Below are 23,750 nucleotides of genomic sequence, written 5' to 3'. Positions count from 1 at the left end.
AATATTCTTGCAGAACCCACCCCCGGCATGGCGTCATGTGCATCCAAGGGCGGGACTGATGGAGGGGAGTGGATGAACGTATCGACGCCGTACCGGCCCAGCGCGTGGCCGCGCACACCCGGACGCGGCGCCCTGGCCCGCGCACTGGCGCTGGTCCTGCTGGGCGCCACGCTGTCGGCCACCGCACGCGAGCCCCTGCCGGTGCCGCGCCACGCGGTCATCGGGGTCGAAGACCACCACCTGCAGGCCGACTACTGGATCGGCAGGCTGGCCCAGCCGCAGCGCCTCCTGCTGGACGCCCCCGGGGTCGCCGCGCAGAACGCGCGCATGCGCCAGCAGGACCGCCACGTCCACGACCTGGAAGCCCTGCCCGCGACGCTGACGCGCACCGATGTGCGTGCATGGCTGGATCCGCTGTCGGCCCCGCCCACCCGCACGCTGTACGACGACCAGGGCCGCGAGATCGCGGCGGCCCGCCTGGCGGCGATCGCGGCCAACGCGGCGGTCGATGCCGTGGCCGAACAGGCCCCCGCAAGTTACGGCCTGGTGGTGCACCGCGCGGACCTGCGGACGTTCCCCACCCGCGAGCGCGTGTTCAACAGCGCGGATGACACCGACATCGACCGCTTCCAGGAAAGCGCCCTGTTCCCCGGCACGCCGGTGGTCATCGCGCATACCAGTGCGGACGGCGCGTGGTACTTCGTGGTGAGCCCGCTGTATGCCGCCTGGATCGAGAAGCGGCATGTCGCCGTGGGCAGCCGCGACGCCGTGTTCGGCTACGGCCGCAGCGGCCCGGGCCTGGTGGTGACGGGCGCGACCGCCCGAACCGTCTACAACCCCGAGGAGCCCGGCCTGTCGGCGCTGCAACTGGACATGGGCGTGCGCGTACCGGTGCTGGCCGACTGGCCGGCCGATGCCCCGGTGAACGGGCAACACCCCTACACCTCGCACGTGATCCAGCTGCCGGTGCGGCGCGGGGACGGCTCGCTGGCCCTGCTGCCTGCCCTGCTGCCGCGCACCGCCGATGTGGCGCCGGACTATCTGCCGCTGACGCCGGCCAACCTCCTGCAGCAGGGTTTCAAGTTCCTGGGCGAGCGCTACGGCTGGGGGCACGGGTACGACAGCCGCGATTGCAGCGGATTCGTGTCCGAGGTCTACCGCAGCATGGGCATCGTCCTGCCCCGCAACACCAGTGCGCAGGCGGTCAGCCCGGCGCTGGAACGCATCGGCTTCGACCCCGGCGACAGCCACGAGAAGCGGCTGGCCGTGCTGCGCACGCTGCAGGTGGGCGACCTGGTGTACATCCCCGGCCACGTGATGATGGTGATCGGCCACGACAACGGCATCACCTACACCATCCACGACACCACCGGCATCACCTATCGCGGCGCCGACGGCAAGACCGTGCGCGCCAGGCTCAACTCCGTCGCGGTCACCCCGCTGGAGCCCTTGCTGTTCAACAGCGAACAGTCCACCGTCGACCGCATCACCGCCATCCAGCGCATCCGTCCCCAAGGGGCTCCATGAAGATCACCGATATCAAGTTCGGCATGCTGCGCGTGCCCCTGAAGACACCGTTCAAGACCGCCCTGCGCACGGTGGACACGGTGGAGGACATCGTGGTGATCGTGCACACGGACACCGGCCACGTCGGCTATGGCGAGGCGCCGGCGACCGCGGTCATCACCGGCGACACGCATGGCTCCATCGTCGAAGCGGTCGGCAAGTTCATCCGGCCCCGCCTGATCGGCCAGGACATCGCCAACCTCAACCGCATCACCGACCTCATCCAGACCGCGCTGGAGCGCAACACCAGCGCCAAGGCCGCGGTGGAGATCGCGGTGTACGACCTGTGGGCGCAGCTCTACGACGCGCCGCTGTACAAGATGCTGGGCGGCGGCGATCCGGTCATCACCACCGACATCACCATCAGCGTGGACTACATCGACAAGATGGTGGCCGACTCGATCAGCGCGGTGGAGCGCGGCTTCGAATCGCTGAAGATCAAGGTGGGCAAGGACATCGGCCTGGACATCGAGCGGGTGAAGGCCATCTATTCGGCCGTCGAGGGCCGCGCGCTGCTGCGCCTGGACGCCAACCAGGGCTGGACTGCCAAGCAGGCGGTGTTCGCCATGCAGCACCTGGAGGAGGCCGGGGTGGTGCTGGAGCTGCTGGAACAGCCGGTGAAAGCGCGCGACCTGGACGGACTGAAGTACGTCACCGATCGCGTGCACACGCCGGTGATGGCGGACGAGAGCGTGTTCGGCCCCACCGAGGTGATCGACCTGATCAAGATGCGCGCCGCCGACATCATCAACATCAAGCTGATGAAGACCGGCGGCATCTCCAACGCCATCCGCATCGCCGACATCGCCTCGCTGTACGGGGTGGAATGCATGATCGGCTGCATGATCGAGACCAGCATCAGCGTGGCCGCCGCCGTGCACGTGGCCGCGGCCAAGGCCAACGTCATCACCAAGGTGGACCTGGACGGTCCGTCGCTGGGGCAGTTCAACCCGGTCGAAGGCGGGGTGATCTTCAACGAATCGGAAATCACCATCACCGATGCGCCGGGCCTGGGCATCCGCGAGATCCGCGGGCTGGAGCTGCTGCCGGGCTGAGCCCGGCGGCGACGGCCCGTTGTCAGCGCCGTCCGGCCCCATCACACTCCGGCCATGACGAACCCCCTGGTGAAGATCCGTTCCGAACGCGACCAGATGTCGGCCATCGAGCGCCGCATCGCCGACTTCATCCTGGACAACGCGCACCTGCTGCGCGACTACTCCTCGCAGCAGCTGGCCAGCGCGCTGGGCATCAGCCAGTCCAGCGTGGTGAAGTTCGCCCAGAAGTCCGGCTTCAAGGGCTATCCCGACCTCAAGTACACCATCGGCGAAGCGATCGCCCGCAACGGCAACGGCCACACCCAGCTACCGGAGGCCGTCCAGGACGATGCGCCCGACGCCTACCAGCGGCTGCAGGATGGATTGCGCCGCAGCAAGTTGGCCGCCGAGGAAGAGACCCGCAGCCTCAATCCCCGCACGCAGATCGAGCCGATCGTGGAGATGATCGACCAGGCCGGCAAGGTGTTCGTCTGCGGCCTGGGCGATGACGGCCTGTTCGCGCGCGAGTTCGCCATGCGGCTGTCGTTGCTGGGACTGCTGACGGTCCATCATGCCGACCCCATCCTGATGATGGCCAACCTGTCCGCGGCGCGGCCGGGCGACGTGCTGCTGATGTTCTCCGAGTTCGGCAAGCTGCCCGAACTTTCGCAGGTCAGCCGGCAGTTCCAGGCGTGCGAGGGCAAGGTCATCTCGATCACCCGCCATACCGCCAACCCGTTGCGCGCGCATGCCGACGCCGCCCTGGTGATCTCCGCGCACGATCCGGCGGCGCACGTGGAACAGCTGCTCTACCGCTCGTCGCTGCAATCGCTGCTCGACTTCGTGTTCGTCCTGCTGTGCCAGGCCAATCCGGACCGTCACCGCCAGCTCGCCATCAACCTCGAACGCATCCATCACCTGCTGGAGTCGTGATGCCCATACTGTCGTTTCCACACCGCTCTTTGCGCGCTTTCGGCCTGGCCGCCCTGATGGCATGCGGCGCCAATGCGCGCGCCACCGGCCAACCGGCCAGTGCCCCGCAGGCCTGGCGCGATGCCCGCCAACTGGTGCTGGTGGTGACCGATGGCTGGGATGCCGCCACGGGTACGCTGCAGCGCTTCGAACTTCGCGATGGGCGATGGCAGGCGGCGTCGACACCCTCGCCTATTTCGGTGGGACGCAACGGCGCGGCGTGGGGCCTGGGGCTGCATCCGGCCCAGTCCGGCGGACCGCAGAAGCAGGAAGGCGACGGTCGCGCGCCGGCAGGCGTATTCACGCTGGGCGAGGCATTCGGTTACGCGGGTGAGGCCGCCACCGCCATGCCCTACCGGCCGATGCAGGCCACCAGCTACTGCATCGACGTGCCGGATTCGCCACTGTACAACCGCATCATCGATACCCGTACCGAGGGCGAGGCGGCGGCGAAGGGCTCGACCGAACCGATGCGCCTGGACCTGCACAACAACGGCGATCCGCGTTACCGCGAAGGCCTGGTGATCGGCCACAACCCGACGGCCACCCCGCGCGCCGGCAGTTGCATCTTCGCCCACCTGTGGCGCACGCCGGGCGAGCCCACGGCCGGCTGCACCGCGATGGCGGCCGAGACGATGGACGGCCTGCTGGCCTGGCTGCGCCCCGATGCCCGGCCGGTGTTCGTGCTGCTGCCACGCGCGGAGTACGAACGCCTTGCCTATGACTGGCGGCTGCCGGAGCGTGCACCGTGAGGTGGCCCGGCGCCACCGCGCGCGTCCTGATCGGCCTGGCGGCCGGCGCCCTGGTCGGTCTGTCGCTGGCGCACTGGCTGCCCGCGACCGCGGGCACGGCCGTGGCCATCGCCCAGCCCTTGGGCAAGCTGTGGCTCAGCGGCCTGCAGATGACCGTCGTGCCGCTCGTGCTGTCGCTGGTGATCCTCGGCGTGGCGACCGCCAGCGATGCGGCCGCCTCCGGCCGCGTCGCCCGCCGCGCGATGGTGGTGTTCATCGCCCTGCTGTCGCTGTTCGCGGCTTATGCAGCCATCGTCGCGCCGCTCGTGCTTGCGATGGTGCCGCCCAGCGAAGCGCTGACGGCCACCCTGCGCGGCACGCTGCCCGCCGCCGGCGAAGTGGCCGCGCCCGGGCTCGCCGACTGGATCGGCTCCGTCGTTCCCAGCAACGCCATCATGGCCGCGGCGCAGGGCGCGATGCTGCCGGTGGTGGTGTTCGCCCTGTTCTTCGGTTTCGCGCTGACCCGCGTGCAGGAGGACCGGCGCGCCCAGATCATCGGCTTCTGTCACGGCATCGCCGACACCATGATCGTCATCGTGCGCTGGATGCTGCTGGCCGCACCCATCGGCGTGTTCGCGCTGGTGCTTGCGGTATGCGCGCAGGCGGGCATCGGCGTGATCGGCGCGCTGGCGGGCTACATCGCCCTGCAATGCGGCATGTACCTGGGCGCGACCCTGATCTGCTACGTGCTGGTCGCGGTGCTGGCGCGCCAGTCCCCGCTCGCCTTCGCCAAGGCCATCCTGCCCGCGCAGGTGGTGGCCGCCAGCACGCAGTCATCGCTGGCGTCGCTGCCCGCAATGGTGGAAAGCGCGCGCTTCCGCCTGGGCCATCCGCGCGCGGTGGCCGCGCTGGTGTTGCCGATGGCGGTGACGCTGTTCCGCATCACCAGCCCGATCCAGTACATCGTCGCGGCGTGCTTCGTCGCCTGGGCCTACGGCATCGATGTGAATGCGGTGACGCTGGCGGCCGGTGCCGCGCTGGCCGTGGTGATCAGCCTGGGATCGATCGGCCTGCCGGGACAGGTGAGCTTCATGGCGACCGTCATGCCGGTGACGCAGTCGATGGGCCTGCCGATCGAACCGCTGGGCCTGCTGCTGGCGGTGGACACCATTCCGGACGTATTCGCGACCACCGGCAACGTCACCGGCGACCTGACCGCCACCAGCATCGTCGCGCGCCAGTCGCCCGATGCGCGCGATGTCGACGCGCCCGGCGACTGAGACGCCACGTCACCCTCCGCGCCGCGTGGCGTCGCCACGCTGGCGCACTGCGGGCCAGTCCGCTACCTGCGCTCTTCGGGCGACCGCGACCGCAGGTAGGTGGTGACCAGCCGCCGGAGCAATCCTGCCTTTTGGGATCGGTCATCGAGGGCGACGATCACCTTGTCCCACAGCCCTTCGTGGGCCCACCGCGTGAACCGGACATACACGCTGTGCCACGGACCGGCACTCGACGACAACTGCACCCAGGGCCGGCCCGTCGCGGCGATCCACAGGACCGCGTCCACGAAGGCGCGTGTGCGTTCACCGTTGCGCGCGCGGGCGCTCACCAGCGCGGGCAATGCGGCCAAGACCGCGCGCCATTCGTCGTCGTCCAGGGAGAGCATGTCGTCCATCCCCGGCGCGACCGCATCGCGCTCCTCCTGCTCTCCCGTACGTCCCTGTTCCTCGATCATCACGCCTCTCCTGATCGCCCGAAAAACCTGCACACCTTGCATGCGCCGCGAATTCCCTCCGCCTGCAGGTTGATTCGTCGCGCCCGCCCGTGAACGGACATCCGCGCTGCATGCAAGCGCCGCAAGTTCCCCTGCCGCACGCTTAATTCATGTACTGGTCAGTTTGCTATTCAGGGGATGTTGTGAGGTGAAGCGGATACTGCGCCCACCGTCGCAGTGCATCGCGATGGACACACAACAACAAACAGAAAGGCGTTTCCCATGAAGAAGTCCTTGCTTGCCCTGACCCTGCTGGCCGCCGCTCCGTTCGCTGCTTCGGCCGCGGAAGGCGTGTCCTACAACTATGTCGAAGGTGGCTACACCGCGACCAACTTGAGCGACGGCCTGCCGGACGCCGACGGCTGGGGCGTGAAGGGTTCGGTGGCCATCGCCCCGAATTTCCACCTGTTCGGCGACTACACCACGCAGGAGTTCGACGACACCAACGTCGATATCGACAACTACCGTTTCGGCGTGGGTTACAACCACGAGATCAGCCAGCGCGCCGATCTGATCACCCGCGTGGCCTATGAGCGCTACAAGGTGCCGGGCGACCATCTGAACGGCTACAGCGCCGAAGTCGGCGTGCGTGGCGCGATCGCGCCGAAGTTCGAAGGCTTCGCCACCGTCGGCTATGAGGACGGCAGCGACTTCGACGGCGATTTCTACGGCCGTCTGGGTGCGCAGGTGAAGTTCAACCAGAACTGGGGCCTGAGCGGCGACGTGAAGTTCGCCGACAACGACACCCAGTGGTTCGTCGGTCCGCGTTTCACCTGGTAACACGCAACACCGCTCCCCCGCGACGCGTCCTCTCTCCCCGCGTCGCACCCAGCCCGGCCCCTGTGGCCGGGCTTTTTCATGCGGCAAAGAAAAAGCCCGGCGGTGAGGCCGGGCTGTTCGTTTGCGCCGCGTTACTTGAACAGCGTTTCCGGATACTCCGGCTTCTGTTCGCGCGCCAGCAACTGTTGCAGGCCGTCGCGCGGGGTCAGCTCACCATGCAGCACGGCGCGTACCGCGCTGGAGATCGGCAGGTCGATGCCGTGGCGGTCGGCCTGGCGCATCACTTCATCCGCCGTCTGCACCGACTCGACCACCTGGCCGATCTCGCGCACGGCGTCCTGCAGCGACTGGCCGCGACCCAGGGCCAGGCCCAGGCGGCGGTTGCGCGAGAGGTCGCCGGTACACGTCAGCACCAGATCGCCCAAGCCGGCCAGGCCCATCAGGGTTTCCGGCTTGGCGCCGATGGCGGCCGACAGGCGCAGCATCTCGTTGAGGCCGCGGGTGATCAGGCCTGCGCGCGCGTTGAGACCCAGCTGCATGCCGTCGGCCACGCCGGTGGCCACGGCCAGCACGTTCTTCATCGCGCCGCCGAGCTCGGCCCCCACCCTGTCGTCGCCGGTATAGGCGCGGAACGCGGGGCCATGCATCACGTCGGCCACGGCCTGCGCGAACACGGGATCGGCGCCATGCACGGTCACCGCGGTGGGCAGGCCCAGCGCGACTTCCTTGGCGAACGAAGGACCGGTGACGACGGCCAGCGGTACGTCGGGACCCAGGATGTCTTCGGCCACCTCATGCAGGAAACGGCCGGAGCCGGTCTCGAAGCCCTTGGTGGCCCACGCGACGCCCGCGCCCGGGGGACGCAGCGGCGCCAGCTTGCGCAGCGTTTCGGTGAAGGCGTGCGAAGGCACCACCACCAGCACCTGGTCGGCGCCCTCGAGCGAGGTTTCCAGATCGGTGGTGGCGCGCAGCGTGAGCGGCAGCGGGATACCGGGCAGGTAGCGCGTGTTCTCGTGCTGCGCGTCGATCGCTGCGGCGACCACGGGATCGCGACCCCACAGGGTGACGGCGTGGCCATGCCGCGCCATCAGCGCGGCCAGCGCCGTGCCCCACGACCCGGCACCCAGCACCGCGATCTTCAGCGGTGTGCTTGCTTGCAGATCAGTCATCCGTCACCCCTGTGCGAAGCGTCGCCGCCCTGACGGGATTGTGCATCACGGATCAGGCGTTGCCGGCGGGTTCCGAGTTGGCCAGGCCGGCGTCGCCCTGCGCGGCGCGCTGGCGCAGCGATTCGGCGTACAGGGCCTCGAAATTGATCGGCTGCAGGAAGAACGGCGGGAAGCCGCCGGCCTGCACCAGGTCGCTGACCAGCTGGCGCACGTACGGGAACAGGATGTTCGGGCACTGGGTGCCCAGCAGCACGTCCACGGCCTGCGCTTCCAGGCCCATCAGGCCGAAGATGCCGGCCTGCTGCACTTCCGCGACGTAGGCGGTCTTGTCGCCGGCCTTGCAGGTCAGGGTCACGCCCAGCACCACTTCGAAGGCGTTCTCGCCCAGGCGCTGCACGCGCTGGTTGAGGTTGAGCTGCAGCTCCGGCTGCACGTTCTCGGTGAAGATCGCCGGGGCGCCGGGCACTTCGAAGGAAACGTCCTTGACGTAGATCTTCTCGACAGTGAAGGCAGGGCCAGCGGCTTCGGCGGGCGCGACCGCGCCGTTGGTGGTCTCGTCGGACATTTCGTACTCCGGAATCAGGATTGATGCAGTGAATGGAAGATTATGGCATGGCGCCGGCACGGCCCCGCTTCAAGGGGCCATACCGGCCAGGCGGACTCAGCGGCCCTTGACCAGCGGCAGGTCGGCCTGCTGCCAGGCGGCGACGCCGCCGTCCAGCACGTAGACCTTCTCGAAGCCGGCCTTCTTCAGGCGCTTGGCGGCGGCGCCCGCGGTCTGCCCGGTGCGGCACACCAGCACCACCGGCTGGGACTTCGCCCCGGCCAGCAGCTTGTGCTCGGGGCCGAAGCTGCTGGGCAGCACGTTGCGGCTGCCGGCGATGTGGCCCTTCTCGAAGTCGTTGCTTGCCGACAGGTCCACGACCAGGGCGTTCTCGCTGTTGACCAGATGGGTCAGCTCGGCCGGACGCAGGGCCTTGTAGCCGCGGAACAGGCGCGCGATCTCGGTGTACACGATGGCCACCGTCAGGGCGACCAGCGCCAGCGACAGGATCTGGTTGAAGGGCGAACGGGTGGCGAAAGCCAGGATTTCTTCGAAATTCACAGGGTTGGCGACCGTGGAGCGGGCGGCGATTGTCGCACAGGACGCCGCCGCGGACGCCGGGCGACTACTGGCCTTTCCACAGGTCGGGCATGCCCACCACCAGCCACCAGCGCTTGGCCTCGGGATCCCAGCGCCAGCGCTCGACGTAGCGTTCCGTCCGTTCGGCCATGGTGTGCTTGTTGATGACGCGCAACTCCACGGCCCGTTCCACCGTGCCATCGGGTCCGCCGCGGGTCGAGAGATCGCGGTAGCCGGATATCTGGATCTGCTTGTACCGCTCGAACTCCAGTTCGGTCATGGGGTGTTCGGCGCGGTAGGCCGGATCGACGGCCTGCCAGGCGTTCTCGAAATCGCCCCAGCGGATGGAGGCCGCGTAGGCATCCTGCACCTGCTGCAGCTTGCCGCGCTGCAGCCGGCTCTGGGCCCCGGCCGGCGCCAGTACCGCCAGCAGCCCCAACACCCACAGCATTCGTGCGATCACCCGCATGGCATCCCCTCCCGTTGCTGACCGCATGCTACCGCTTCGCGATGGCGACGTAGCGCCCGCTGAGCGTGGTGGCCAGTCCGCCTTCAGGCAGCAGCACGCGCGCGTCCACCTGGATGCGCGCCCGGCCGCGCTGCACCAGCGTATCGACGAAAAAGTCCCACGCCTGCCCTTCGGCGAATACCGCCTCGGCGACCAGGTCGTCGTACAGCGGCGCGAGATAGCGGATCTGGCTGTCGGCCACGTAGACCTCGGCCTTCAGGCCGGCCTGGCGCAGCTTCAGCGTCACCAATCCCCAGCCGGCCACCGTCATCAGCGACGTCAGACTGCCGCCGAAGGCATTGCCCTTGTCGTTGACGTTGGCCGACAGCGGCGCGGTCAGCCGCAGCGCATCGCCGCGCATGCCCTCCACCTCGACCTGCATCGCCGCCACCGGCGGCATGCCGCAGCAGTACTCACGCAGTTCCTGCAGGGCTTCTTCCAGACTCATCGCTCATAATCCGCGCATGGGACATCCAACGCCGCCGGCATGGTACGTCATCTCGCTGCGACCCCAGGGCGGCCACGCGGCGCTTCGTCGCGCCGCTCGCCGGCACGGCGCAGGTCTGCTGGCGCTGTCGCCGTGGCGCATCCGCCGTTGCGACGACGCGACCACCCGTGCCGACGTGCGGAAGGCACTGCAGTGCCCGCGGGTCGTATTCACCAGTCCCGCCGCCGTGGCCGCCGCGGATGCGCTCGAACGGCTGCACCCACGTCCCGGACAGGCCTGGTTAGCGGTCGGCGCGGGAACCGCCGCGGCACTCCGCCGCGCCGGCATCGCCGAGGTGTCGTTTCCCGATCGCATGGACAGCGAGGGCCTGTTGGCACTGCCCGCGCTGGCCGACCTGCGCGGTGCGGAGATCGGGTTCGTCACCGCGCCCGATGGCCGCAACCTGCTGATGCCCACGCTGGCGGCGCGCGGCGCGCGCGTGCATCGCGCCGAGGTCTACCGGCGCGAATCCGTTGCGCTGTCCCGCCGCGCCTTGGACGCCCTGGCGACGCTGCAAACCCCCGCCTGCCTGATGTTGAGCAGCGGCGGTGCGCTGGAGCAGGTCCTGGCCCAGCTTCCCGAAGCGCTTCGCACGCGGCTCAAAAAGGCCGTGGTCGTCGCCGCCAGCGCGCGCTTGGCCGACGCGGCGCGAACGGCGGGCTTCGTCCGCGTCGTCCAGGCCGAAGGGCCGCGCCCGGCGCAGCTGATGAAAGCGGCGTGCACGATCCGCCCGGCCGGCATCCGGTAGCATCTGCGGCCTCCATCACGTTTCGTCCCGCGACCAGGATGCTTGTGAACGACGAACCCACCTCCCCCCGCCGCACCCCCGATGCCGGCCGCCTCATCGCGCTGGCCATCCTGGTGCTGGTGCTGGTGGTCGGCCTGGCGGCCTGGCGGGGCTGGGCGTGGTGGCAGGCCCAGGGCGAAGGGAAACGGGACGAGCAGGCCATGACCGTGCAACGCCTGGAGGCGCTGGAGGCCCGTGCCGAGGCCCTGCGGCGCGACCAGCGCGCGCAGGCGCAGCGCCTGCTGGACGCCGCGGCCACCAACCGCGTGCTGCGCGACGAAGTCCTGGGCCTGGGCCAGCGCGGTGCCTTGCTCGAGGAAAGCGTCGCCAAGCTGACCGACCCCGACCGCCACGGCGCACAGGCCTTGCGGCTGGATGAGGTGGAACTGCTGCTGTCCCTGGCGGCGCAGCGGCTGGAGATCGCCCATGACCCGGCCGGTGCCCGACGCGCGTATGCACTGGCCGCCGGCGTCCTGGACGGCCTGGACGACCACCGGCTGCTGAACCTGAAGCAGGCGCTGGCGCAGGAACGCGTTGCCGTCGACGCGCTCGGCGCCGGTGCGCGCGCAGACGCGTTCGCCCGCCTGGATTCCCTGGCGGATGCGATCGCCGGCCTGCCCCGCCAGGCGCCCACGGCAGCGCCGGGACAGGTGCGCCCCGCGTGGCAGCGCTGGCTGGCACCTTTGGTCGACGTGCGGCCTTCACGCGACACCACGCTGGTGGCGCCCGACCAGCGGGCCGCGGCGGACGTGGCGCTGCAGATCGAGATCGGCCTGGCGCGGGCCGCCCTCGAGCGCGGCGACGACGCTGCGTACCGCGCCGCGCTGGCCCGTGTGGACGCATGGCTGCCACGGCTGTGGCCGGACTCGCCGGCACGACGTCAGGTTCACGCACGGCTGCGCACATTGCAGCAGACGCAAGCGCCCGCGCGCCCGACCGAAGTGGGCAGCACGCTGCAGCAGTTGCGCGCGCTGCGCAGCGCCGGCATGCGGCTACGCCCGACCAGGGAGACGCCGGAGGTGACACCATGAAGACGTTCCGCACCGTGGTGGTGATGCTGGTGCTGGTGCTGGCCGGCGTGCTGGCGGCGCAGTGGATGGCCGGCACCGACCGCGACCTGGGCGAGGTGTTCATCCGCTTTGCCGGCTACGACCTGCATACCAACGTGCCGCGGGCCGTGCTGGCGCTGCTGCTGGCCGGCGGCGTGGCATGGTTGCTATGGCGGGTGCTCACGCTGCCGTTCCGTGCCTGGGGCCGGCACCGCCGCAAGCAGGCGCGCGCACGCCTCATCGATGGCCTGGATGCCCTGCATGCCGGCCACTGGCAGAAGGCCGAGAAACTGCTTGAACGCGCCGCCGAGGATGAAGAAGTCGGCGCAGTCGCGCGTGTCGCCGCGGCGAGGGCAGCGCAGGCCCGCGGCGACGAGGCGGCGATGCAACGCCAGCTTGCGGCGCTGCGCGAACGGTCGGCACCCGCGCACGCGATCCTTGCCGCGCAGCTCGCACTGGACGCCGGACGTCCGCAGGACGCGCTGGCGGTGCTCGACGCCGCCGACGTGCAGCCGCTGCCGCCGCGCGGCCTGGCCCTGCGTGCCGAGGCCCTGGCGGACACGGCGCAGGCCGGGGAGGCTTACGGCCTGCTGGGCGCATTGAAGCAGCAGCAGGCCCTGGCGCCCGCTACCCTGGATGCGCTGGAGACGCGCCTGGCGACCCAGTCGCTGCGTGAAGCCGCCGACCCCAACGTACTGGCCGAGCGCTGGGAGGCCCTCACCAAGCCGTTGCGGCAACAGTCGCCCGTGGTCGCTGCCTATGCCGAACGCGCGGCCGCCTTGCGCTGGGAAGACGCGGCCACGCGCAGCATCGAACAGGCCTTGGAGGCCCGCTGGGATGAAGATCTGGTGGCGCTTTACGGCCGGCTGCCAGTGGCCAAGCTGGATTCACGCCGCGCCAGCGCCCAGCACTGGCTGCAGGCCCACCCGGCCAGCCCCGCGCTGCTGGTAGCCCTGGGACGGCTGGCCCGCCAGCAAGGACAATGGACGCAGGCGCAGGAGTTCCTGCATCGCGCGGTCGCGCAGGGCGCGGGCGCCGACGCCTGGGAGGAGCTGGGCACGGGCTTCGCAGACGCCGGCGACGCCGCATCGGCCCAGCAGTGCTACGCCAACGCGCTGAAGACGAAACGCGGCGAAGCGGCCACGCAACTCGCCGTGCGCGACATGAAGCAGGCCATCCACGACGAAGCCGTCATGGAAGAACGCGACGCGCACGGACTGCCCCGCCTGAAGGACTGAACGCGCGGCGCACTCAACCGGCGTTCGGCTTCCGCGGCGGCGACCGCTCTGCAGCCGCAGGCCACAGCATGCGGAACGGCGGCACACCGATCATGGAACCTCAGGCTTCGTCGAAGTAGTCCGAATCCAGCCGCTTGACCACGTAGGTCGCCACCGGCGTGACGCCCACGCCATGGTCGATCATCAGATTCGCGATCTGGATGCCATCTAGCAGGACGACCTTGACGTCGATGTGCGAAACATAGTCCCGCGCATCGGCCGAGAACCCGCTCGTCGTCATGAAGACGCCTTTGCGGGCACGCTGACCATGAAGCGCACCCACGAACTTCTGGATTTCGGGACGACCCACCGTTCCCTGCCATCGCTTGGCCTGGATGTATATGACATCCAGGCCAAGCCGATCTTCCTTAATGATCCCGTCTATTCCGCCATCGCCGGATCGTCCAATGCGCTCGCCAGCATCCCGCCGGGACCCGCCATAGCCCATGACGACCAGCAGTTCCACGACGAGTTGCTCGAAAAACTCGGGGCTCACCTGCAGCAATCGCTCCAAGACTTGCGAGGCTAGTTCGCTGCGCAACTGCTGATAAGCGCCTTGCAGGGCCTCATCCGGCGTGGTGTGCTCTGCCGTCGACGGAACAAGCGTTTGCGTCGTACCCCCGACGGACTCCGCCGAGGCCCCCGTGAGGAATTCCCGGAACTCCGGAAAGCCTGCGAGGAAAGCCTTGTCGATGTTGGGGGGCGGGGACTTCAAGACGTCCCGCCCACGATCGGTGATCTCGAAGTATCCGCGCTTCGGCTTGACCAGCAGACCCGCCTTCATCAAGTAGAAACTGGCCCAGCCTGTTCGATTTCTCAACGCGGTCTGCTGACCGCTCGGAAGCATCGTCGCACGCTCTTCGTGCGTCAGACCAAACTCGTCGCCCAGGAGCTTCTCGGCCGTGGGCAGGTCGCTGGCGCGGTGCGCTCCCGCCAGTCGCAGTAGCGGGAGCATCAGTTGATCATATGTCGGAATCGCCATGCAGCCTCCGTGCTCGCCCTTCCGACTCCCGTCAGCGCTCGATGATCGCCACCACACCCATGCCGCCGGCGGTGCAGATGGAGACCAGCGCGCGGCCGCCGCCGCGCTGCTTCAGTTCCTTGGCCACGGTGGCGACGATGCGGGCGCCGGTGGCGGCGAACGGATGGCCCGTCGCCAGCGAGGAGCCGTTGGGATTCATCTTCGCCGGATCGATCCTGCCGAGTGGCGCGTCCAGGCCCAGGCGGTTGCGGCAGTAGTCCTCGCTCTCCCACGCGCGCAGTGTGCACAGCACCTGCGCGGCGAACGCCTCGTGGATCTCGTAGATGTCGAAGTCCTGCAGGGTCAGGCCGTTGCGCTTGAGCATTTCCGGCACCGCGACCGTGGGCGCCATCAGCAGGCCTTCGCCGTGCACGAAATCGACGGCGGCCACCTGCGCATCCCGGAGGTAGGCCAGCGGCTCGTGGCCGTGCGCCTTCGCCCACTCCTCGCTGGACAGCAGCACGGCGGCGGCGCCATCGGTCAGCGGCGTGGAGTTGGCGGCCGTCAGCGTGCCGCGGCCGGAGGTCTTGTCGAAGGCCGGCTTCAGCGTGGCCAGCTTTTCCAGCGACGTGTCGGGGCGCAGGATGTTGTCGCGCTCCTGGCCACGGAACGGGGCGACCAGATCGTCGAAGAACCCGCGCTCGTAGGCGGCGGCCAGCTTCTTGTGCGAGGCCACCGCCAGCTCATCCTGCGAGTCGCGCGAGATGTTCCACTCCTTCGCCATGTCCTCGCAGTGGTCGCCCATGCTCTTGCCGGTGCGTGGCTCGGCCACGCCGGGGAACTCGGGCTTCAGCTCGCTGAACTTGAAGCCGCTCACCAGCGCCTTCAGCTTGTCCTGCGTGGTTTTGGCGCGGTTGGCGGCCAGCAGGCGCGCGCGCAGCTTCTTGCCGTAGACGATCGGCACTTCGGAGGTGGTGTCCGACCCGCCGCCGATGCCCGACTCGATCTGCCCCAGCGCGATCTTGTTGCCGATGTGGATGATGGTGTCCAGGCTGGTGCCGCAGGCGCGCTGCAGCGTGATGCCCGGGGTCAGCGGCGACAGGCCGGATGAGAGGGCGGCTTCGCGGCCCAGGTTCCAGTCGGACGAATGCTTGATCACCGCGCCCATCGCCACTTCGCCCAGCTGCTGGCCGTGCAGTCCGAAGCGCTCGACCAGCGCGCCCAGCGTGCGCACCGACATGCCCAGGTTCCCCACATCCGCGTAGGCCGTGTTCTGGCGACAGAACGGAATGCGGACGCCGCCGAGGATGGCGACGGGGCGGGGACCGGGCATGGGGACCTCTTGGCGTTGGCGATGAAGGGAGGGGTGAAGATGCGCCCGCGTACGGCAGGCATAATGGGGGAGTGTAATGCGCCCCTCCACCGCCTCCAACCGCTGACATGACTCGATCCCCAACCGGCCCCGTCGTCATGGGCGTGATGGCCCTGGAACTGATGGCGGGCAGTAGCCCGCGCAACGCGGCCCTGACGGCTGCCGAGGCGAGTGCGTTGGCCGAGAAACTGGGACGCGACCTGGCATCGCTTGTTCCTCAGGTGCGTGACCTGGATCTCGTCATGGCGGCGGCGCACTTCGATCCGGCCGAAGCGCTGCGACCCGGCTGGTCGCTGCACCAGCGCCTGCGCGAGCTGCACCAGCGCGCGCCCGGACGGGGCGAAGGCCCCCGCGTGATCGCCTTCGGCGCCGATGAGACGGGCGACATCCCCCTGCCGTTGCAGGCCGATGAAGGCCTGCGCGGCGGCCTGCTGCGCGTGGTGCCCTTCCTGCTGGCCGGCGACGACCATACGGTCGATGCCGTGGGCGAACGGTTGGAAAGCGTGCTGCTGGAAACGGGCATGGCCCAGCCCGATACCGCGCTACTCGCGCAGACCGCATTCGGCGCGCAGATCGAGCATGCGCGCTACATGACGCTGCACGACCTGGCCGCGATGACCGCGATGCAGTACGAGCACGGCGGGCTGGGCGCGCTGTGGCCGGTGATCGAGACCGCCCTGGTGGCACCGGCGGAAGAGCAGTGGCTGGATGCGCCGCCGGAACCGCTGCTGCGCTACGCGAATGGCGAAGTGCACATCGCACTGTTCGAACCGATGGCCTGGCGCGCGCGTTACGCGCCGCAGGAAGCGACCGACGAGCGGCTGGAACGCGCCTACCAGCACTTCCAGGCGCGCCAGCAGCAGATCGCTGCCGTGCTGGAAGCGCACGGCATCCCGGTGACGTTCGCGCATTGCCCGGGCAAGACCGACGCGCGGGAAACGCTGCAGTCGTAGCGTGCGACATGCGCACGACCACGAGAAACACACATCGTGCGGTCGTGCGCGTGGCGCACGCTACGGTCTTGGGTGTTATTGCGTGACCTTGATGATGCCGCAGGCCACCCGCGCACCGGCGTTGCCGGCCGGCTGGCTGGCGTAGTCGTCCGGAGCCGCATGTACGATCAGCGCGCGGCCTGCCACATCGTTGATGGCGCCGCCGCCCAGGGTGACGCCTTCGATGTGCGCGTCGACCTTGGCCACGCCCTCGGCGTTGGCGGTGAGGTTGTTCATGTCGCCGGCGTGGTGCGCGCCACTTCCCGCCTTGCCGTGCGCGGCATTGAACGGATTGAAATGCGGACCGGCGCTGCTGGCGTCGGCAGCGCTGCAGTCGCCCTTCTCGTGGATATGGAACGCATGCGTGCCGTTCGCTGGCAGGCCGCCGATCTCGCCGGTCAGATGCACCCCTTTGCCCATCGGGGTGAGCGTGACGCTGCCGCTGACCAGACTGCCGGAGGCGGACGCCAGCACGGCGACCGCCTGTTTGGCGGTGCTGGTGGTGGGAACGACGGCGCTCTGGGATGACGGCGACGAAGACGAGGACGGCGTGGTGCTGCATGCCGCCAGAGTGAGGGCGGACGCGGCGGCCAGCAGGGCGATGCGCATGGGGAAACTCCTGTGCAGGGCGTGGCCCGTTACCGTAACCACCGCAGCCTTCACGTTCAATGAAAGCGCCGCCGCGCACTCATCCGCGCTTGCGACCCGGCCCCAGTTTGCGGGTGACGGTGTTCCTGCCCACGCCAAGACGCGCCGCGGCTTCCGCGCGACGTCCATGGGTCAGTTCCAGCGCGACCTGCAGCAGCGTCCGGTCGAGCCGCTCACGCGCTTCGGCATGCAGCGATTCGGCGCCCTCCAGCAGGCGCCGGCGCGCCCATTCGCCCAGGGCGTGGTCCCATTCGCCGCGACCGCCGGCCTGCGGCGCGTGCGACAGCGCGCCCTGCAGGTCGGTGGTGTTGATGACATCCGCCGGCGCCAACGCCGCCAGACGCCAGCAGACGTTCTCCAGCTCGCGCACGTTGCCCGGCCAGTCGTGGGCCTGCAGCAGGTCCAGCGCAGCATTGCTGAAGCGCTTGGGCGCGATGTCCAGCTTGCGCGTGGCCATGGCCAGGAAGTTTTCGGCCAGCTGCGGCACGTCGGCGCGGCGTTCGCGCAGCGGCGGCAGTTGCAGCCGCACTACGTTCAACCGGTGCAGCAAGTCGGCACGGAAGCGGCCTTCCGCGACCAGTCCGTCAAGGTCCTGGTGGGTGGCGGCGATCACGCGTACATCCACGCGGATCAGTTCGCGCCCGCCTACGCGGAAGAACTCGCCCTCCGCCAGCACCCGCAGCAGCCGCGTCTGCAGCGGCAGCGGCATGTCGCCTATTTCGTCCAGAAACAGCGTGCCGCCATCGGCCTGCTCGAAGCGACCGATGTGACGCTTCTGCGCACCGGTGAAGGCGCCGGCTTCGTGGCCGAACAGTTCGCTCTCCAGCAGCTCCGACGGAATCGCGGCGGTGTTCAGCGCAACGAACGGCTTGCGCGAACGCGGCGACTCGTGGTGCAGCGCATGCGCGACCAGTTCCTTGCCGGTGCCGGTCTCGCCGGTGATCAGTACCGACAGCGGCGCCTGCGCCAGGCGGCCGATCGCGCGGAACAGCGCGCGCATCGCCGGCGTGTCGCCGATCAGCTGGGGCGTGGGCGCGGCATCGCCGTCCTGTGCGGCCTCGGCGGCTTCTTCCGCGTCCGGCAAGGTGCGCGCGGCCAGCGCCACGGCATCGTCCAGGTCGAACGGCTTGGACAGGAATTCATGCGCGCCGCCGCGGAACGCACCGGCCGTGCTGGCGACGTCGGTGTACGCCGACATCACGATCACCGGCAACTGCGGGTGCGTGGCCTTCAACTTGTCCAGCAGCACCAGGCCGTCGTCGCCGGGCATGCGCACATCGGTGAACAGCAGGTCGGGCGCACCGCGCGCACCCAGGGCCTGCAGGGCGGCGGCGGCGCTGTCGAAGCCGTCCACCGTGTAGCCCGCATCGCGCAGGGCGGTGGCCAGCACGAAACGTACCGAGCGGTCGTCGTCGACCACCCAGATGCGGCGTGTGTCGGCGGTGCTGCCGGAAGCGGCCAGGCGATCAGTGGACATGACGTTCCTCGTCGGGGTCGTGCGACGACTGCGGCAGCAGCAGGGTGAAGACCGTATGGCCGGGGCGCGAGCGGTAGGTCAGCGACCCCCGGTGTTCGCGTGCGACCTGCTGCGACAGCGCCAGGCCCAGGCCGCTGCCTTCGGCGCGGCCGCTGACCAGCGGCAGGAACAGGTGCTCGGCGAGCGCTTCGGGCACGCCGCGGCCGTCGTCGACGATCTCCACCCGCAGCGCCATGGCGTGCAGATGGTCGTGGATGCGCGCGCCGTGTTCGACACGGGTGCGCAGGATGATGTTGGCGGCGCCCGCCTGCAGGGCGTTGCGCACCAGGTTCCAGACCGCCTGGGTCAGGCGGTCGGCGTCGCCGGACAGTTCCGGCAGGCTGGGGTCGTAGTCGCGCTGCAGGCGCACCGACCAGCCGCCTTCGTTCTCGGCCAGGCGCAGCACGCGCTCCAGCACGGTGTGGATGTTCAGCGGTGCGTGCGGACGCTGCGGAGAAGGCGACAGCAGCTGTTCCAGCAAACTGTTGAGGCGGTTGATCTCGGATTCGATCAGTTCGATCAGTTCGCGCTCGTCGTCGTTGTCGTTGCGATGGGCGGCCCGGCGCGCCAGCAACTGCGCCGCGCCCTTCAGGCCGGCCAGCGGATTGCGCAGCTCGTGCGCCAGCCCCTTCAGCGCCGCGCTCAGGGCATTGGGCAGGACCTGGGTGGGATCCAGCGCGGGGAACTCGTCCACCGGATGCGCTTCCAGCAGCCAGCCGCCGCCGTCCAGCCGCGACAGCCAGCCTTCGGCGAAGCACGGCGACTCGCCGGGCATGCCCAAGGCCATGCGGTGCAGGCGCAGGACGTCGCGGTCGGTGTTGTCCAGGAAGCGCGCCATGGCGTCGCCTTCGATCTCCAGAGCCGCCAGCGGTTGCCCGATCAGGCGGCGGGTGCTGACGCCCAGCCAGCGGGCGAAGGCCGGATTGAGGCCGAGGATCAGGCCATCGGTATCCGCCCACGCCACCGGCGTGCTGAGCGCGTCGGTGGCGGGTTCGAAATGCATGCGGGACGGGGCCGGGGACGACATTGCACCAGTTTAGTGCAAAGCCGTCCCCGGTGATCCCTCAGGCCTCGTAGGCCGATTCGCCGTGGGAGGTGATGTCCAGACCCTCGCGCTCGGCCTCTTCAGGCACGCGCAGACCGACCGTGTACTTCACGATCAGGTACGACACCAGGGCCACCACGCTGGACAGCACCACCGTGATCAGCACGCCCTGCGCCTGGATCCACACCTGCGAGCCGATGGAGTACTCGGCCACGCCGGTCTCGGTGACGTAGTCCCAGATGCCTGCGCCACCCAGCGACGGCGCCGCGAACACGCCGGTCAGCAGCGCGCCGGTGATGCCGCCCACGCCATGCACGCCGAATACGTCCAGGCTGTCGTCCGCGCCCAGCATCTTCTTCAGGCCGCTGACGCCCCACAGGCACAGGACGCCGGCGATGGCGCCGATGGCCAGCGCGCCGTTCAGGCCCACCAGGCCGGCGGCGGGAGTGATGGCGACCAGACCGGCCACCGCGCCCGATGCCGCACCCAGCAGCGACGGCTTGCCCTTGGTGATCCACTCCACCAGCAGCCAGGCCACCACTGCCGCGGCCGTGGCCAGGAAGGTGTTGACGAAGGCGATCGCGGCCACGCCACCGGCTTCCAGCGCGGAACCGGCGTTGAAGCCGAACCAGCCCACCCACAGGATCGAGGCGCCGACCATGGTCAGGGTCAGGTTGTGCGGCTTGATGGCTTCACGCCCGTAGCCGGTGCGCTTGCCGATCACGTAAGCACCCACCAGACCGGCGATCGCCGCGTTGATGTGCACGACGGTGCCGCCGGCGAAGTCCAGCGCACCCTTCGCCCACAGGTAACCCGACTTGGCCAGCACTTCCGGCACCACCTCGTTGCTGGTGAACGCGTCCGGGCCGGGGAAGAACCACACCATGTGCGCCATCGGCAGGTAGGCGAAGGTGAACCACAGCACGGTGAACAGCATCACGCCGGCGAACTTCACGCGCTCGGCGAACGCACCGACGATCAGCGCGCAGGTGATGCAGGCGAAGGCGCCCTGGAACACGAAGAACGCCAGTTCCGGAATGTAGACGCCCTTGGTGAATGTCGCGCCGATGGACGATGCATTCAGGCCCGCCGCGAACAGGCGATCGGTGCCGCCGATGAAGGCGTTGCCCTCGGTGAACGCGAAGCTGTAGCCGTACACCGCCCACAGCACCGCCACCAGCGAGAACACGGCCAGGTTCTGGATCAGGATCGACAGCACGTTCTTCGAACGCACCAGACCGCCATAGAACAGCGCCAGGCCCGGCAGCGTCATGAAGATCACCAGCACCGCCGATACCAGCACCCACACGGTGTCGGGCTTGCTGATGGTCGGGGCCGGCGCCTCCTCGGCCGGAGCTTCTTCGGCGGGTGCCTCAGCCGGGGCCGCCACGGCTTCCGCAGGTGCGGCGGCTTCGACCGGCGCAGGCACGGCGTCGGTGGCGGGTGCTTCGGTCGTTGGAGCGACAGTGTCCTGCGCGGCGAACGCCGTCGAGGCCACACCTGCCGTCATCAGGCCGCACAACGCGGCCAGGCACAACATCTGCGCACGGGTCTTCCACCCGGAGAACAGTCGAGTCTTCATGTGGGGGCTCCGAGTGTTAGAGCGCGTCCGCGCCGACTTCGCCGGTGCGGATGCGGATGACCTGGTCGATGGTGGTGACGAAGATCTTGCCGTCGCCGATCTTGCCGGTGCCGGCGGCCTGCTGGATGGCCTCGATGACGGCCTCCAGTCGCTCGTCGGTGACGACGGTTTCGATCTTGATCTTGGGCAGGAAATCGACGACGTACTCGGCGCCGCGGTACAGCTCGGTGTGGCCCTTCTGCCGGCCGAAGCCTTTGACTTCGGTCACGGTGATGCCGGACACGCCCGCCTGCGACAAGGACTCTCGGACCTCGTCGAGCTTGAACGGCCGGATGATGGCGGTGATCAGTTTCATGCGCATACCCCGATGGTGGATGGAACCGGCCGACCGGAGCCGGCCGGCGGTTTCAAGGCACCCGTGCGCGCGACCCCCTGGCGGCGTGCACGTGATCGGTGCGGAGCGATGCATGAACCGCACCCGTGCCCGCCGCGATCGGTTGCGACGGGAACGGATGACGTGGGAGGGAGCAGCGGTTCATGGACCTCTCCTGTGTTTCCCCAGTTGCAGCGTTGGTGCGATCTCCAGGAATTGAAGACGGGTGTTGCCCCGGTTCCCCAACCGGGCCGACGCATCGCAGCGCGATGCGTACGAGAGGGTGCGGCGATGGCGACGGGTGGGAGGGGAGATCCGTCGCCATCGCCGCGAGAACTCAGTGCGCTGCCGCTGCGGTGCGGAGGGCCGATGCCTGGCCCTCCGCATGCATGGCGATGTGCGCGTGCACCGGCATCAGCTGGCGTAGTACAGCTGGTATTCCAGCGGATGCGTGGCCGCGCGGAACTTGGTCACTTCCTGCATCTTCAGCGCGATGTAGGCATCGATGAAGTCGTCGCTCATCACGCCGCCGGCCTTGAGGAAGTCGCGGTCCTTGTCCAGCGCGTCCAGCGCCTGGTCCAGGCTGGAGCAGACCTGCGGGATGTTCTTCTCTTCTTCCGGCGGCAGGTCGTACAGGTCCTTGTCGCTCGGCGCGCCCGGATCGATCTGGTTCTTGATGCCGTCCAGGCCGGCCATCATCAGCGCGGTGAAGGTCAGGTAGCCGGACTGCAGCGGATCGGGGAAACGCATCTCGATGCGGCGCGCCTTCGGGTTGGCCACCCACGGGATGCGGCACGAGGCCGAACGGTTGCGCGCCGAGTAGGCCAGCATCACCGGCGCCTCGAAGCCCGGCACCAGGCGCTTGTAGCTGTTGGTGCCCGAGTTGGAGAAGGCGTTGATCGCGCGGGCGTGCTTGAAGATGCCGCCGATGTACCACAGCGCCAGCTGCGACAGGCCGCCGTAGCCGTCGCCGGAGAACAGGTTCTGGCCGCCCTTGGCCAGCGACTGGTGCACGTGCATGCCGCTGCCGTTGTCGCCGACGATCGGCTTGGGCATGAAGGTGACGGTCTTGCCGTTGCGGTGGGCCACGTTGCGCACCACGTATTTCATGCGCTGCAGTTCGTCGGCCTTCTTGACCAGCGTGTTGAACTTGGCGCCGATCTCGCACTGGCCGGCGGTGGCGACTTCATGGTGGTGCACTTCGACTTCGATGCCGACCTGTTCCAGCGTCTTGCACATCTCGGCGCGCAGGTCGTGCAGCGAATCGGTCGGCGGCACCGGGAAGTAGCCGCCCTTGATGCCCGGACGGTAGCCGCTGTTGGCGCCGTCGTAGCTCTTGCCGCTGTTCCAGGCGCCTTCTTCGGAATTGACCTTGAAGAAGGTGTTGCCCATCTCGTTGGCGAACTGCACCGAATCGAAGATGAAGAACTCCGGCTCCGGGCCGAAGAACGCCATGTCGGCCACGCCGCTGGACTTCAGGTACGCCTCGGCGCGCTTGGCGATGCCGCGCGGATCGCGCGAGTAGCCCTGCATGGTGGCCGGATCCAGGATGTCGCAGACCAGCACCAGGGTCGGGTCGGCGTAGAAGGGGTCGATGTAGGCCGAGGTCGGGTCGGGCAACAGGACCATGTCCGACTCGTTGATGCCCTTCCAGCCCGAGATCGACGAGCCGTCGAACATCTTGCCGTCCTCGAACAGCGACGCATCCACGATGCTGACCGGGAAGGTGACGTGCTGCTCGATGCCGCGCATGTCGACGAAACGCAGGTCGACGAACTCGACCTTGTGGTCCTTGATCAGCTTCTCAACGTTGTCCAGGGACATCTGGGAACCTCGGGTTGGATAGGGTTGTGGCAGAGACAGAGCAATCCCCGTGCCAACCCCTGGCCAACCCTAAGTCCATGATTTACTTGATCGTGACAAGATGGTTTCGCGACAGTTATCCCCAATTTTGGGCGCCATTCGGACAGGTCGCACTCAGTTGGTGCGATGCGTGGCTGTCGT

24 protein-coding genes are annotated in these 23,750 nt (G+C 68.8%); 10 read left to right on the top strand and 14 right to left on the bottom strand.

What is annotated here, in order from left to right:
- Positions 1 to 72: 72 nt before the first annotated feature.
- Genes IAE60_RS04095 through IAE60_RS04075 form a run of 5 tightly spaced genes read left to right on the top strand, consistent with a single transcriptional unit; the run spans position 73 to position 5,583 of the window.
- On the top strand, positions 73 to 1,527 hold the full coding sequence (locus tag IAE60_RS04095; RefSeq protein WP_187573975.1) for a C40 family peptidase: 1,455 nt from the start codon (positions 73 to 75) through the stop codon (positions 1,525 to 1,527).
- Entirely contained in the window at positions 1,524 to 2,621 is a 1,098-nt protein-coding gene (locus IAE60_RS04090; RefSeq protein ID WP_185894768.1) for a dipeptide epimerase, read from the top strand. Before IAE60_RS04095 ends, IAE60_RS04090 begins: the two co-directional genes overlap by 4 nt.
- 54 nt (positions 2,622 to 2,675) lie before the next feature.
- Complete coding sequence (locus IAE60_RS04085) at positions 2,676 to 3,533, top strand: MurR/RpiR family transcriptional regulator (protein WP_185894767.1); 858 nt, start codon at positions 2,676 to 2,678, stop codon at positions 3,531 to 3,533.
- Positions 3,533 to 4,324, top strand: coding sequence for a L,D-transpeptidase family protein (locus tag IAE60_RS04080; RefSeq protein WP_187573974.1), 792 nt, complete (start codon positions 3,533 to 3,535; stop codon positions 4,322 to 4,324). Before IAE60_RS04085 ends, IAE60_RS04080 begins: the two co-directional genes overlap by 1 nt.
- Positions 4,321 to 5,583, top strand: a complete 1,263-nt coding sequence (locus IAE60_RS04075) for a dicarboxylate/amino acid:cation symporter (RefSeq protein ID WP_187573973.1) — start codon at positions 4,321 to 4,323, stop codon at positions 5,581 to 5,583. Before IAE60_RS04080 ends, IAE60_RS04075 begins: the two co-directional genes overlap by 4 nt.
- A gap of 62 nt (positions 5,584 to 5,645) precedes the next feature.
- Here the strand turns inward: IAE60_RS04075 and IAE60_RS04070 are convergent, their stop codons facing one another.
- Complete coding sequence (locus IAE60_RS04070) at positions 5,646 to 6,038, bottom strand: transposase (protein ID WP_185894764.1); 393 nt, start codon at positions 6,036 to 6,038, stop codon at positions 5,646 to 5,648.
- Between the two features lie 261 nt (positions 6,039 to 6,299).
- Between IAE60_RS04070 and IAE60_RS04065 the strand changes: the two genes are divergently transcribed.
- Positions 6,300 to 6,857 carry an OmpO family porin gene (locus IAE60_RS04065; RefSeq protein WP_162110039.1) on the top strand — a complete coding sequence of 186 codons (558 nt, stop codon included), beginning with the start codon at positions 6,300 to 6,302 and terminating at the stop codon, positions 6,855 to 6,857.
- 131 nt (positions 6,858 to 6,988) lie between these two features.
- On the opposite strand, the gene IAE60_RS04060 is transcribed toward IAE60_RS04065, so the two are convergent.
- From IAE60_RS04060 to IAE60_RS04040, 5 genes are all read right to left on the bottom strand, one after another.
- Positions 6,989 to 8,026, bottom strand: coding sequence for an NAD(P)H-dependent glycerol-3-phosphate dehydrogenase (locus tag IAE60_RS04060; RefSeq protein ID WP_187573972.1), 1,038 nt, complete (start codon positions 8,024 to 8,026; stop codon positions 6,989 to 6,991).
- A 52-nt stretch (positions 8,027 to 8,078) separates the two neighbouring features.
- Positions 8,079 to 8,591 carry a protein-export chaperone SecB gene (gene secB / locus IAE60_RS04055; RefSeq protein ID WP_187573971.1) on the bottom strand — a complete coding sequence of 171 codons (513 nt, stop codon included), beginning with the start codon at positions 8,589 to 8,591 and terminating at the stop codon, positions 8,079 to 8,081.
- 96 nt (positions 8,592 to 8,687) lie between these two features.
- Complete coding sequence (locus IAE60_RS04050) at positions 8,688 to 9,131, bottom strand: rhodanese-like domain-containing protein (protein WP_162110042.1); 444 nt, start codon at positions 9,129 to 9,131, stop codon at positions 8,688 to 8,690.
- A gap of 64 nt (positions 9,132 to 9,195) precedes the next feature.
- Complete coding sequence (locus IAE60_RS04045; RefSeq protein ID WP_187573970.1) at positions 9,196 to 9,618, bottom strand: hypothetical protein; 423 nt, start codon at positions 9,616 to 9,618, stop codon at positions 9,196 to 9,198.
- Positions 9,619 to 9,646: 28 nt separating this feature from the next.
- Complete coding sequence (locus IAE60_RS04040) at positions 9,647 to 10,105, bottom strand: YiiD C-terminal domain-containing protein (RefSeq protein ID WP_187573969.1); 459 nt, start codon at positions 10,103 to 10,105, stop codon at positions 9,647 to 9,649.
- A 16-nt stretch (positions 10,106 to 10,121) separates the two neighbouring features.
- Here IAE60_RS04040 and IAE60_RS04035 point away from each other — a divergent pair, with 16 nt between their 5' ends.
- From IAE60_RS04035 to IAE60_RS04025, 3 genes are read left to right on the top strand one after another with little or no spacing between them, the layout of a single operon-like run.
- Positions 10,122 to 10,892, top strand: a complete 771-nt coding sequence (locus IAE60_RS04035; protein WP_187573968.1) for a uroporphyrinogen-III synthase — start codon at positions 10,122 to 10,124, stop codon at positions 10,890 to 10,892.
- Between the two features lie 44 nt (positions 10,893 to 10,936).
- Positions 10,937 to 11,962: a uroporphyrinogen-III C-methyltransferase gene (locus IAE60_RS04030; RefSeq protein ID WP_244966649.1), complete on the top strand. Its 1,026-nt coding sequence runs from the start codon at positions 10,937 to 10,939 to the stop codon at positions 11,960 to 11,962.
- On the top strand, positions 11,959 to 13,218 hold the full coding sequence (locus tag IAE60_RS04025; RefSeq protein ID WP_187573966.1) for a heme biosynthesis HemY N-terminal domain-containing protein: 1,260 nt from the start codon (positions 11,959 to 11,961) through the stop codon (positions 13,216 to 13,218). The genes IAE60_RS04030 and IAE60_RS04025 overlap by 4 nt, the downstream gene beginning before the upstream one ends.
- A 100-nt stretch (positions 13,219 to 13,318) precedes the next feature.
- On the opposite strand, the gene IAE60_RS04020 is transcribed toward IAE60_RS04025, so the two are convergent.
- Positions 13,319 to 14,239, bottom strand: a complete 921-nt coding sequence (locus IAE60_RS04020; RefSeq protein ID WP_187573965.1) for a restriction endonuclease — start codon at positions 14,237 to 14,239, stop codon at positions 13,319 to 13,321.
- Positions 14,240 to 14,270: 31 nt separating this feature from the next.
- Positions 14,271 to 15,551, bottom strand: a complete 1,281-nt coding sequence (locus tag IAE60_RS04015) for an acetyl-CoA C-acetyltransferase (RefSeq protein WP_187573964.1) — start codon at positions 15,549 to 15,551, stop codon at positions 14,271 to 14,273.
- A gap of 107 nt (positions 15,552 to 15,658) precedes the next feature.
- Between IAE60_RS04015 and IAE60_RS04010 the strand changes: the two genes are divergently transcribed.
- A complete protein-coding gene (locus tag IAE60_RS04010) occupies positions 15,659 to 16,543 on the top strand; it encodes a hypothetical protein (RefSeq protein WP_187573963.1) in 885 nt (294 codons plus the stop codon).
- 75 nt (positions 16,544 to 16,618) lie between these two features.
- On the opposite strand, the gene IAE60_RS04005 is transcribed toward IAE60_RS04010, so the two are convergent.
- The 6 genes from IAE60_RS04005 to glnA all read right to left on the bottom strand — a co-directional run bounded on the left by IAE60_RS04005 (position 16,619) and on the right by glnA (position 23,570).
- Positions 16,619 to 17,191, bottom strand: coding sequence for a superoxide dismutase family protein (locus IAE60_RS04005; RefSeq protein ID WP_187573962.1), 573 nt, complete (start codon positions 17,189 to 17,191; stop codon positions 16,619 to 16,621).
- 79 nt (positions 17,192 to 17,270) lie between these two features.
- A complete protein-coding gene (gene ntrC / locus IAE60_RS04000) occupies positions 17,271 to 18,707 on the bottom strand; it encodes a nitrogen regulation protein NR(I) (RefSeq protein WP_187573961.1) in 1,437 nt (478 codons plus the stop codon).
- On the bottom strand, positions 18,697 to 19,749 hold the full coding sequence (locus tag IAE60_RS03995; protein WP_162109866.1) for a two-component system sensor histidine kinase NtrB: 1,053 nt from the start codon (positions 19,747 to 19,749) through the stop codon (positions 18,697 to 18,699). Before IAE60_RS03995 ends, ntrC begins: the two co-directional genes overlap by 11 nt.
- A gap of 61 nt (positions 19,750 to 19,810) precedes the next feature.
- On the bottom strand, positions 19,811 to 21,373 hold the full coding sequence (locus IAE60_RS03990; RefSeq protein WP_222937202.1) for an ammonium transporter: 1,563 nt from the start codon (positions 21,371 to 21,373) through the stop codon (positions 19,811 to 19,813).
- Positions 21,374 to 21,389: 16 nt separating this feature from the next.
- Complete coding sequence (locus tag IAE60_RS03985; RefSeq protein WP_055941078.1) at positions 21,390 to 21,728, bottom strand: P-II family nitrogen regulator; 339 nt, start codon at positions 21,726 to 21,728, stop codon at positions 21,390 to 21,392.
- 432 nt (positions 21,729 to 22,160) lie between these two features.
- Positions 22,161 to 23,570, bottom strand: coding sequence for a type I glutamate--ammonia ligase (gene glnA, locus IAE60_RS03980; RefSeq protein WP_162109867.1), 1,410 nt, complete (start codon positions 23,568 to 23,570; stop codon positions 22,161 to 22,163).
- Between the last annotated feature and the right edge of the window lie 180 nt (positions 23,571 to 23,750).

Origin of the sequence: Pseudoxanthomonas mexicana, assembly GCF_014397415.1 — a bacterium.
Taxonomy (GTDB): Bacteria; Pseudomonadota; Gammaproteobacteria; order Xanthomonadales; family Xanthomonadaceae; genus Pseudoxanthomonas_A; species Pseudoxanthomonas_A mexicana.
Note: the sequence above shows the minus strand (reverse complement) of the source record. Positions and strands in the feature narration are given on the sequence as shown.

Coding starts and splice junctions, on each gene's coding strand:
- IAE60_RS04005 (WP_187573962.1), bottom strand. CDS start 17,191: ATGCGCATCGCCCTGCTGGCCGCCGCGTCCGCCCTCACTCTGGCGGCA.
- IAE60_RS04025 (WP_187573966.1), top strand. CDS start 11,959: ATGAAGACGTTCCGCACCGTGGTGGTGATGCTGGTGCTGGTGCTGGCC.
- IAE60_RS04065 (WP_162110039.1), top strand. CDS start 6,300: ATGAAGAAGTCCTTGCTTGCCCTGACCCTGCTGGCCGCCGCTCCGTTC.
- IAE60_RS04020 (WP_187573965.1), bottom strand. CDS start 14,239: ATGGCGATTCCGACATATGATCAACTGATGCTCCCGCTACTGCGACTG.
- IAE60_RS04090 (WP_185894768.1), top strand. CDS start 1,524: ATGAAGATCACCGATATCAAGTTCGGCATGCTGCGCGTGCCCCTGAAG.
- IAE60_RS04085 (WP_185894767.1), top strand. CDS start 2,676: ATGACGAACCCCCTGGTGAAGATCCGTTCCGAACGCGACCAGATGTCG.
- IAE60_RS03985 (WP_055941078.1), bottom strand. CDS start 21,728: ATGAAACTGATCACCGCCATCATCCGGCCGTTCAAGCTCGACGAGGTC.
- IAE60_RS04080 (WP_187573974.1), top strand. CDS start 3,533: ATGCCCATACTGTCGTTTCCACACCGCTCTTTGCGCGCTTTCGGCCTG.
- IAE60_RS03990 (WP_222937202.1), bottom strand. CDS start 21,373: ATGAAGACTCGACTGTTCTCCGGGTGGAAGACCCGTGCGCAGATGTTG.
- IAE60_RS03995 (WP_162109866.1), bottom strand. CDS start 19,749: ATGCATTTCGAACCCGCCACCGACGCGCTCAGCACGCCGGTGGCGTGG.
- glnA (WP_162109867.1), bottom strand. CDS start 23,570: ATGTCCCTGGACAACGTTGAGAAGCTGATCAAGGACCACAAGGTCGAG.
- secB (WP_187573971.1), bottom strand. CDS start 8,591: ATGTCCGACGAGACCACCAACGGCGCGGTCGCGCCCGCCGAAGCCGCT.
- IAE60_RS04070 (WP_185894764.1), bottom strand. CDS start 6,038: ATGATCGAGGAACAGGGACGTACGGGAGAGCAGGAGGAGCGCGATGCG.
- IAE60_RS04040 (WP_187573969.1), bottom strand. CDS start 10,105: ATGAGTCTGGAAGAAGCCCTGCAGGAACTGCGTGAGTACTGCTGCGGC.
- IAE60_RS04035 (WP_187573968.1), top strand. CDS start 10,122: ATGGGACATCCAACGCCGCCGGCATGGTACGTCATCTCGCTGCGACCC.
- IAE60_RS04045 (WP_187573970.1), bottom strand. CDS start 9,618: ATGCGGGTGATCGCACGAATGCTGTGGGTGTTGGGGCTGCTGGCGGTA.
- IAE60_RS04015 (WP_187573964.1), bottom strand. CDS start 15,551: ATGCCCGGTCCCCGCCCCGTCGCCATCCTCGGCGGCGTCCGCATTCCG.
- IAE60_RS04095 (WP_187573975.1), top strand. CDS start 73: ATGAACGTATCGACGCCGTACCGGCCCAGCGCGTGGCCGCGCACACCC.
- IAE60_RS04060 (WP_187573972.1), bottom strand. CDS start 8,026: ATGACTGATCTGCAAGCAAGCACACCGCTGAAGATCGCGGTGCTGGGT.
- IAE60_RS04010 (WP_187573963.1), top strand. CDS start 15,659: ATGACTCGATCCCCAACCGGCCCCGTCGTCATGGGCGTGATGGCCCTG.
- ntrC (WP_187573961.1), bottom strand. CDS start 18,707: ATGTCCACTGATCGCCTGGCCGCTTCCGGCAGCACCGCCGACACACGC.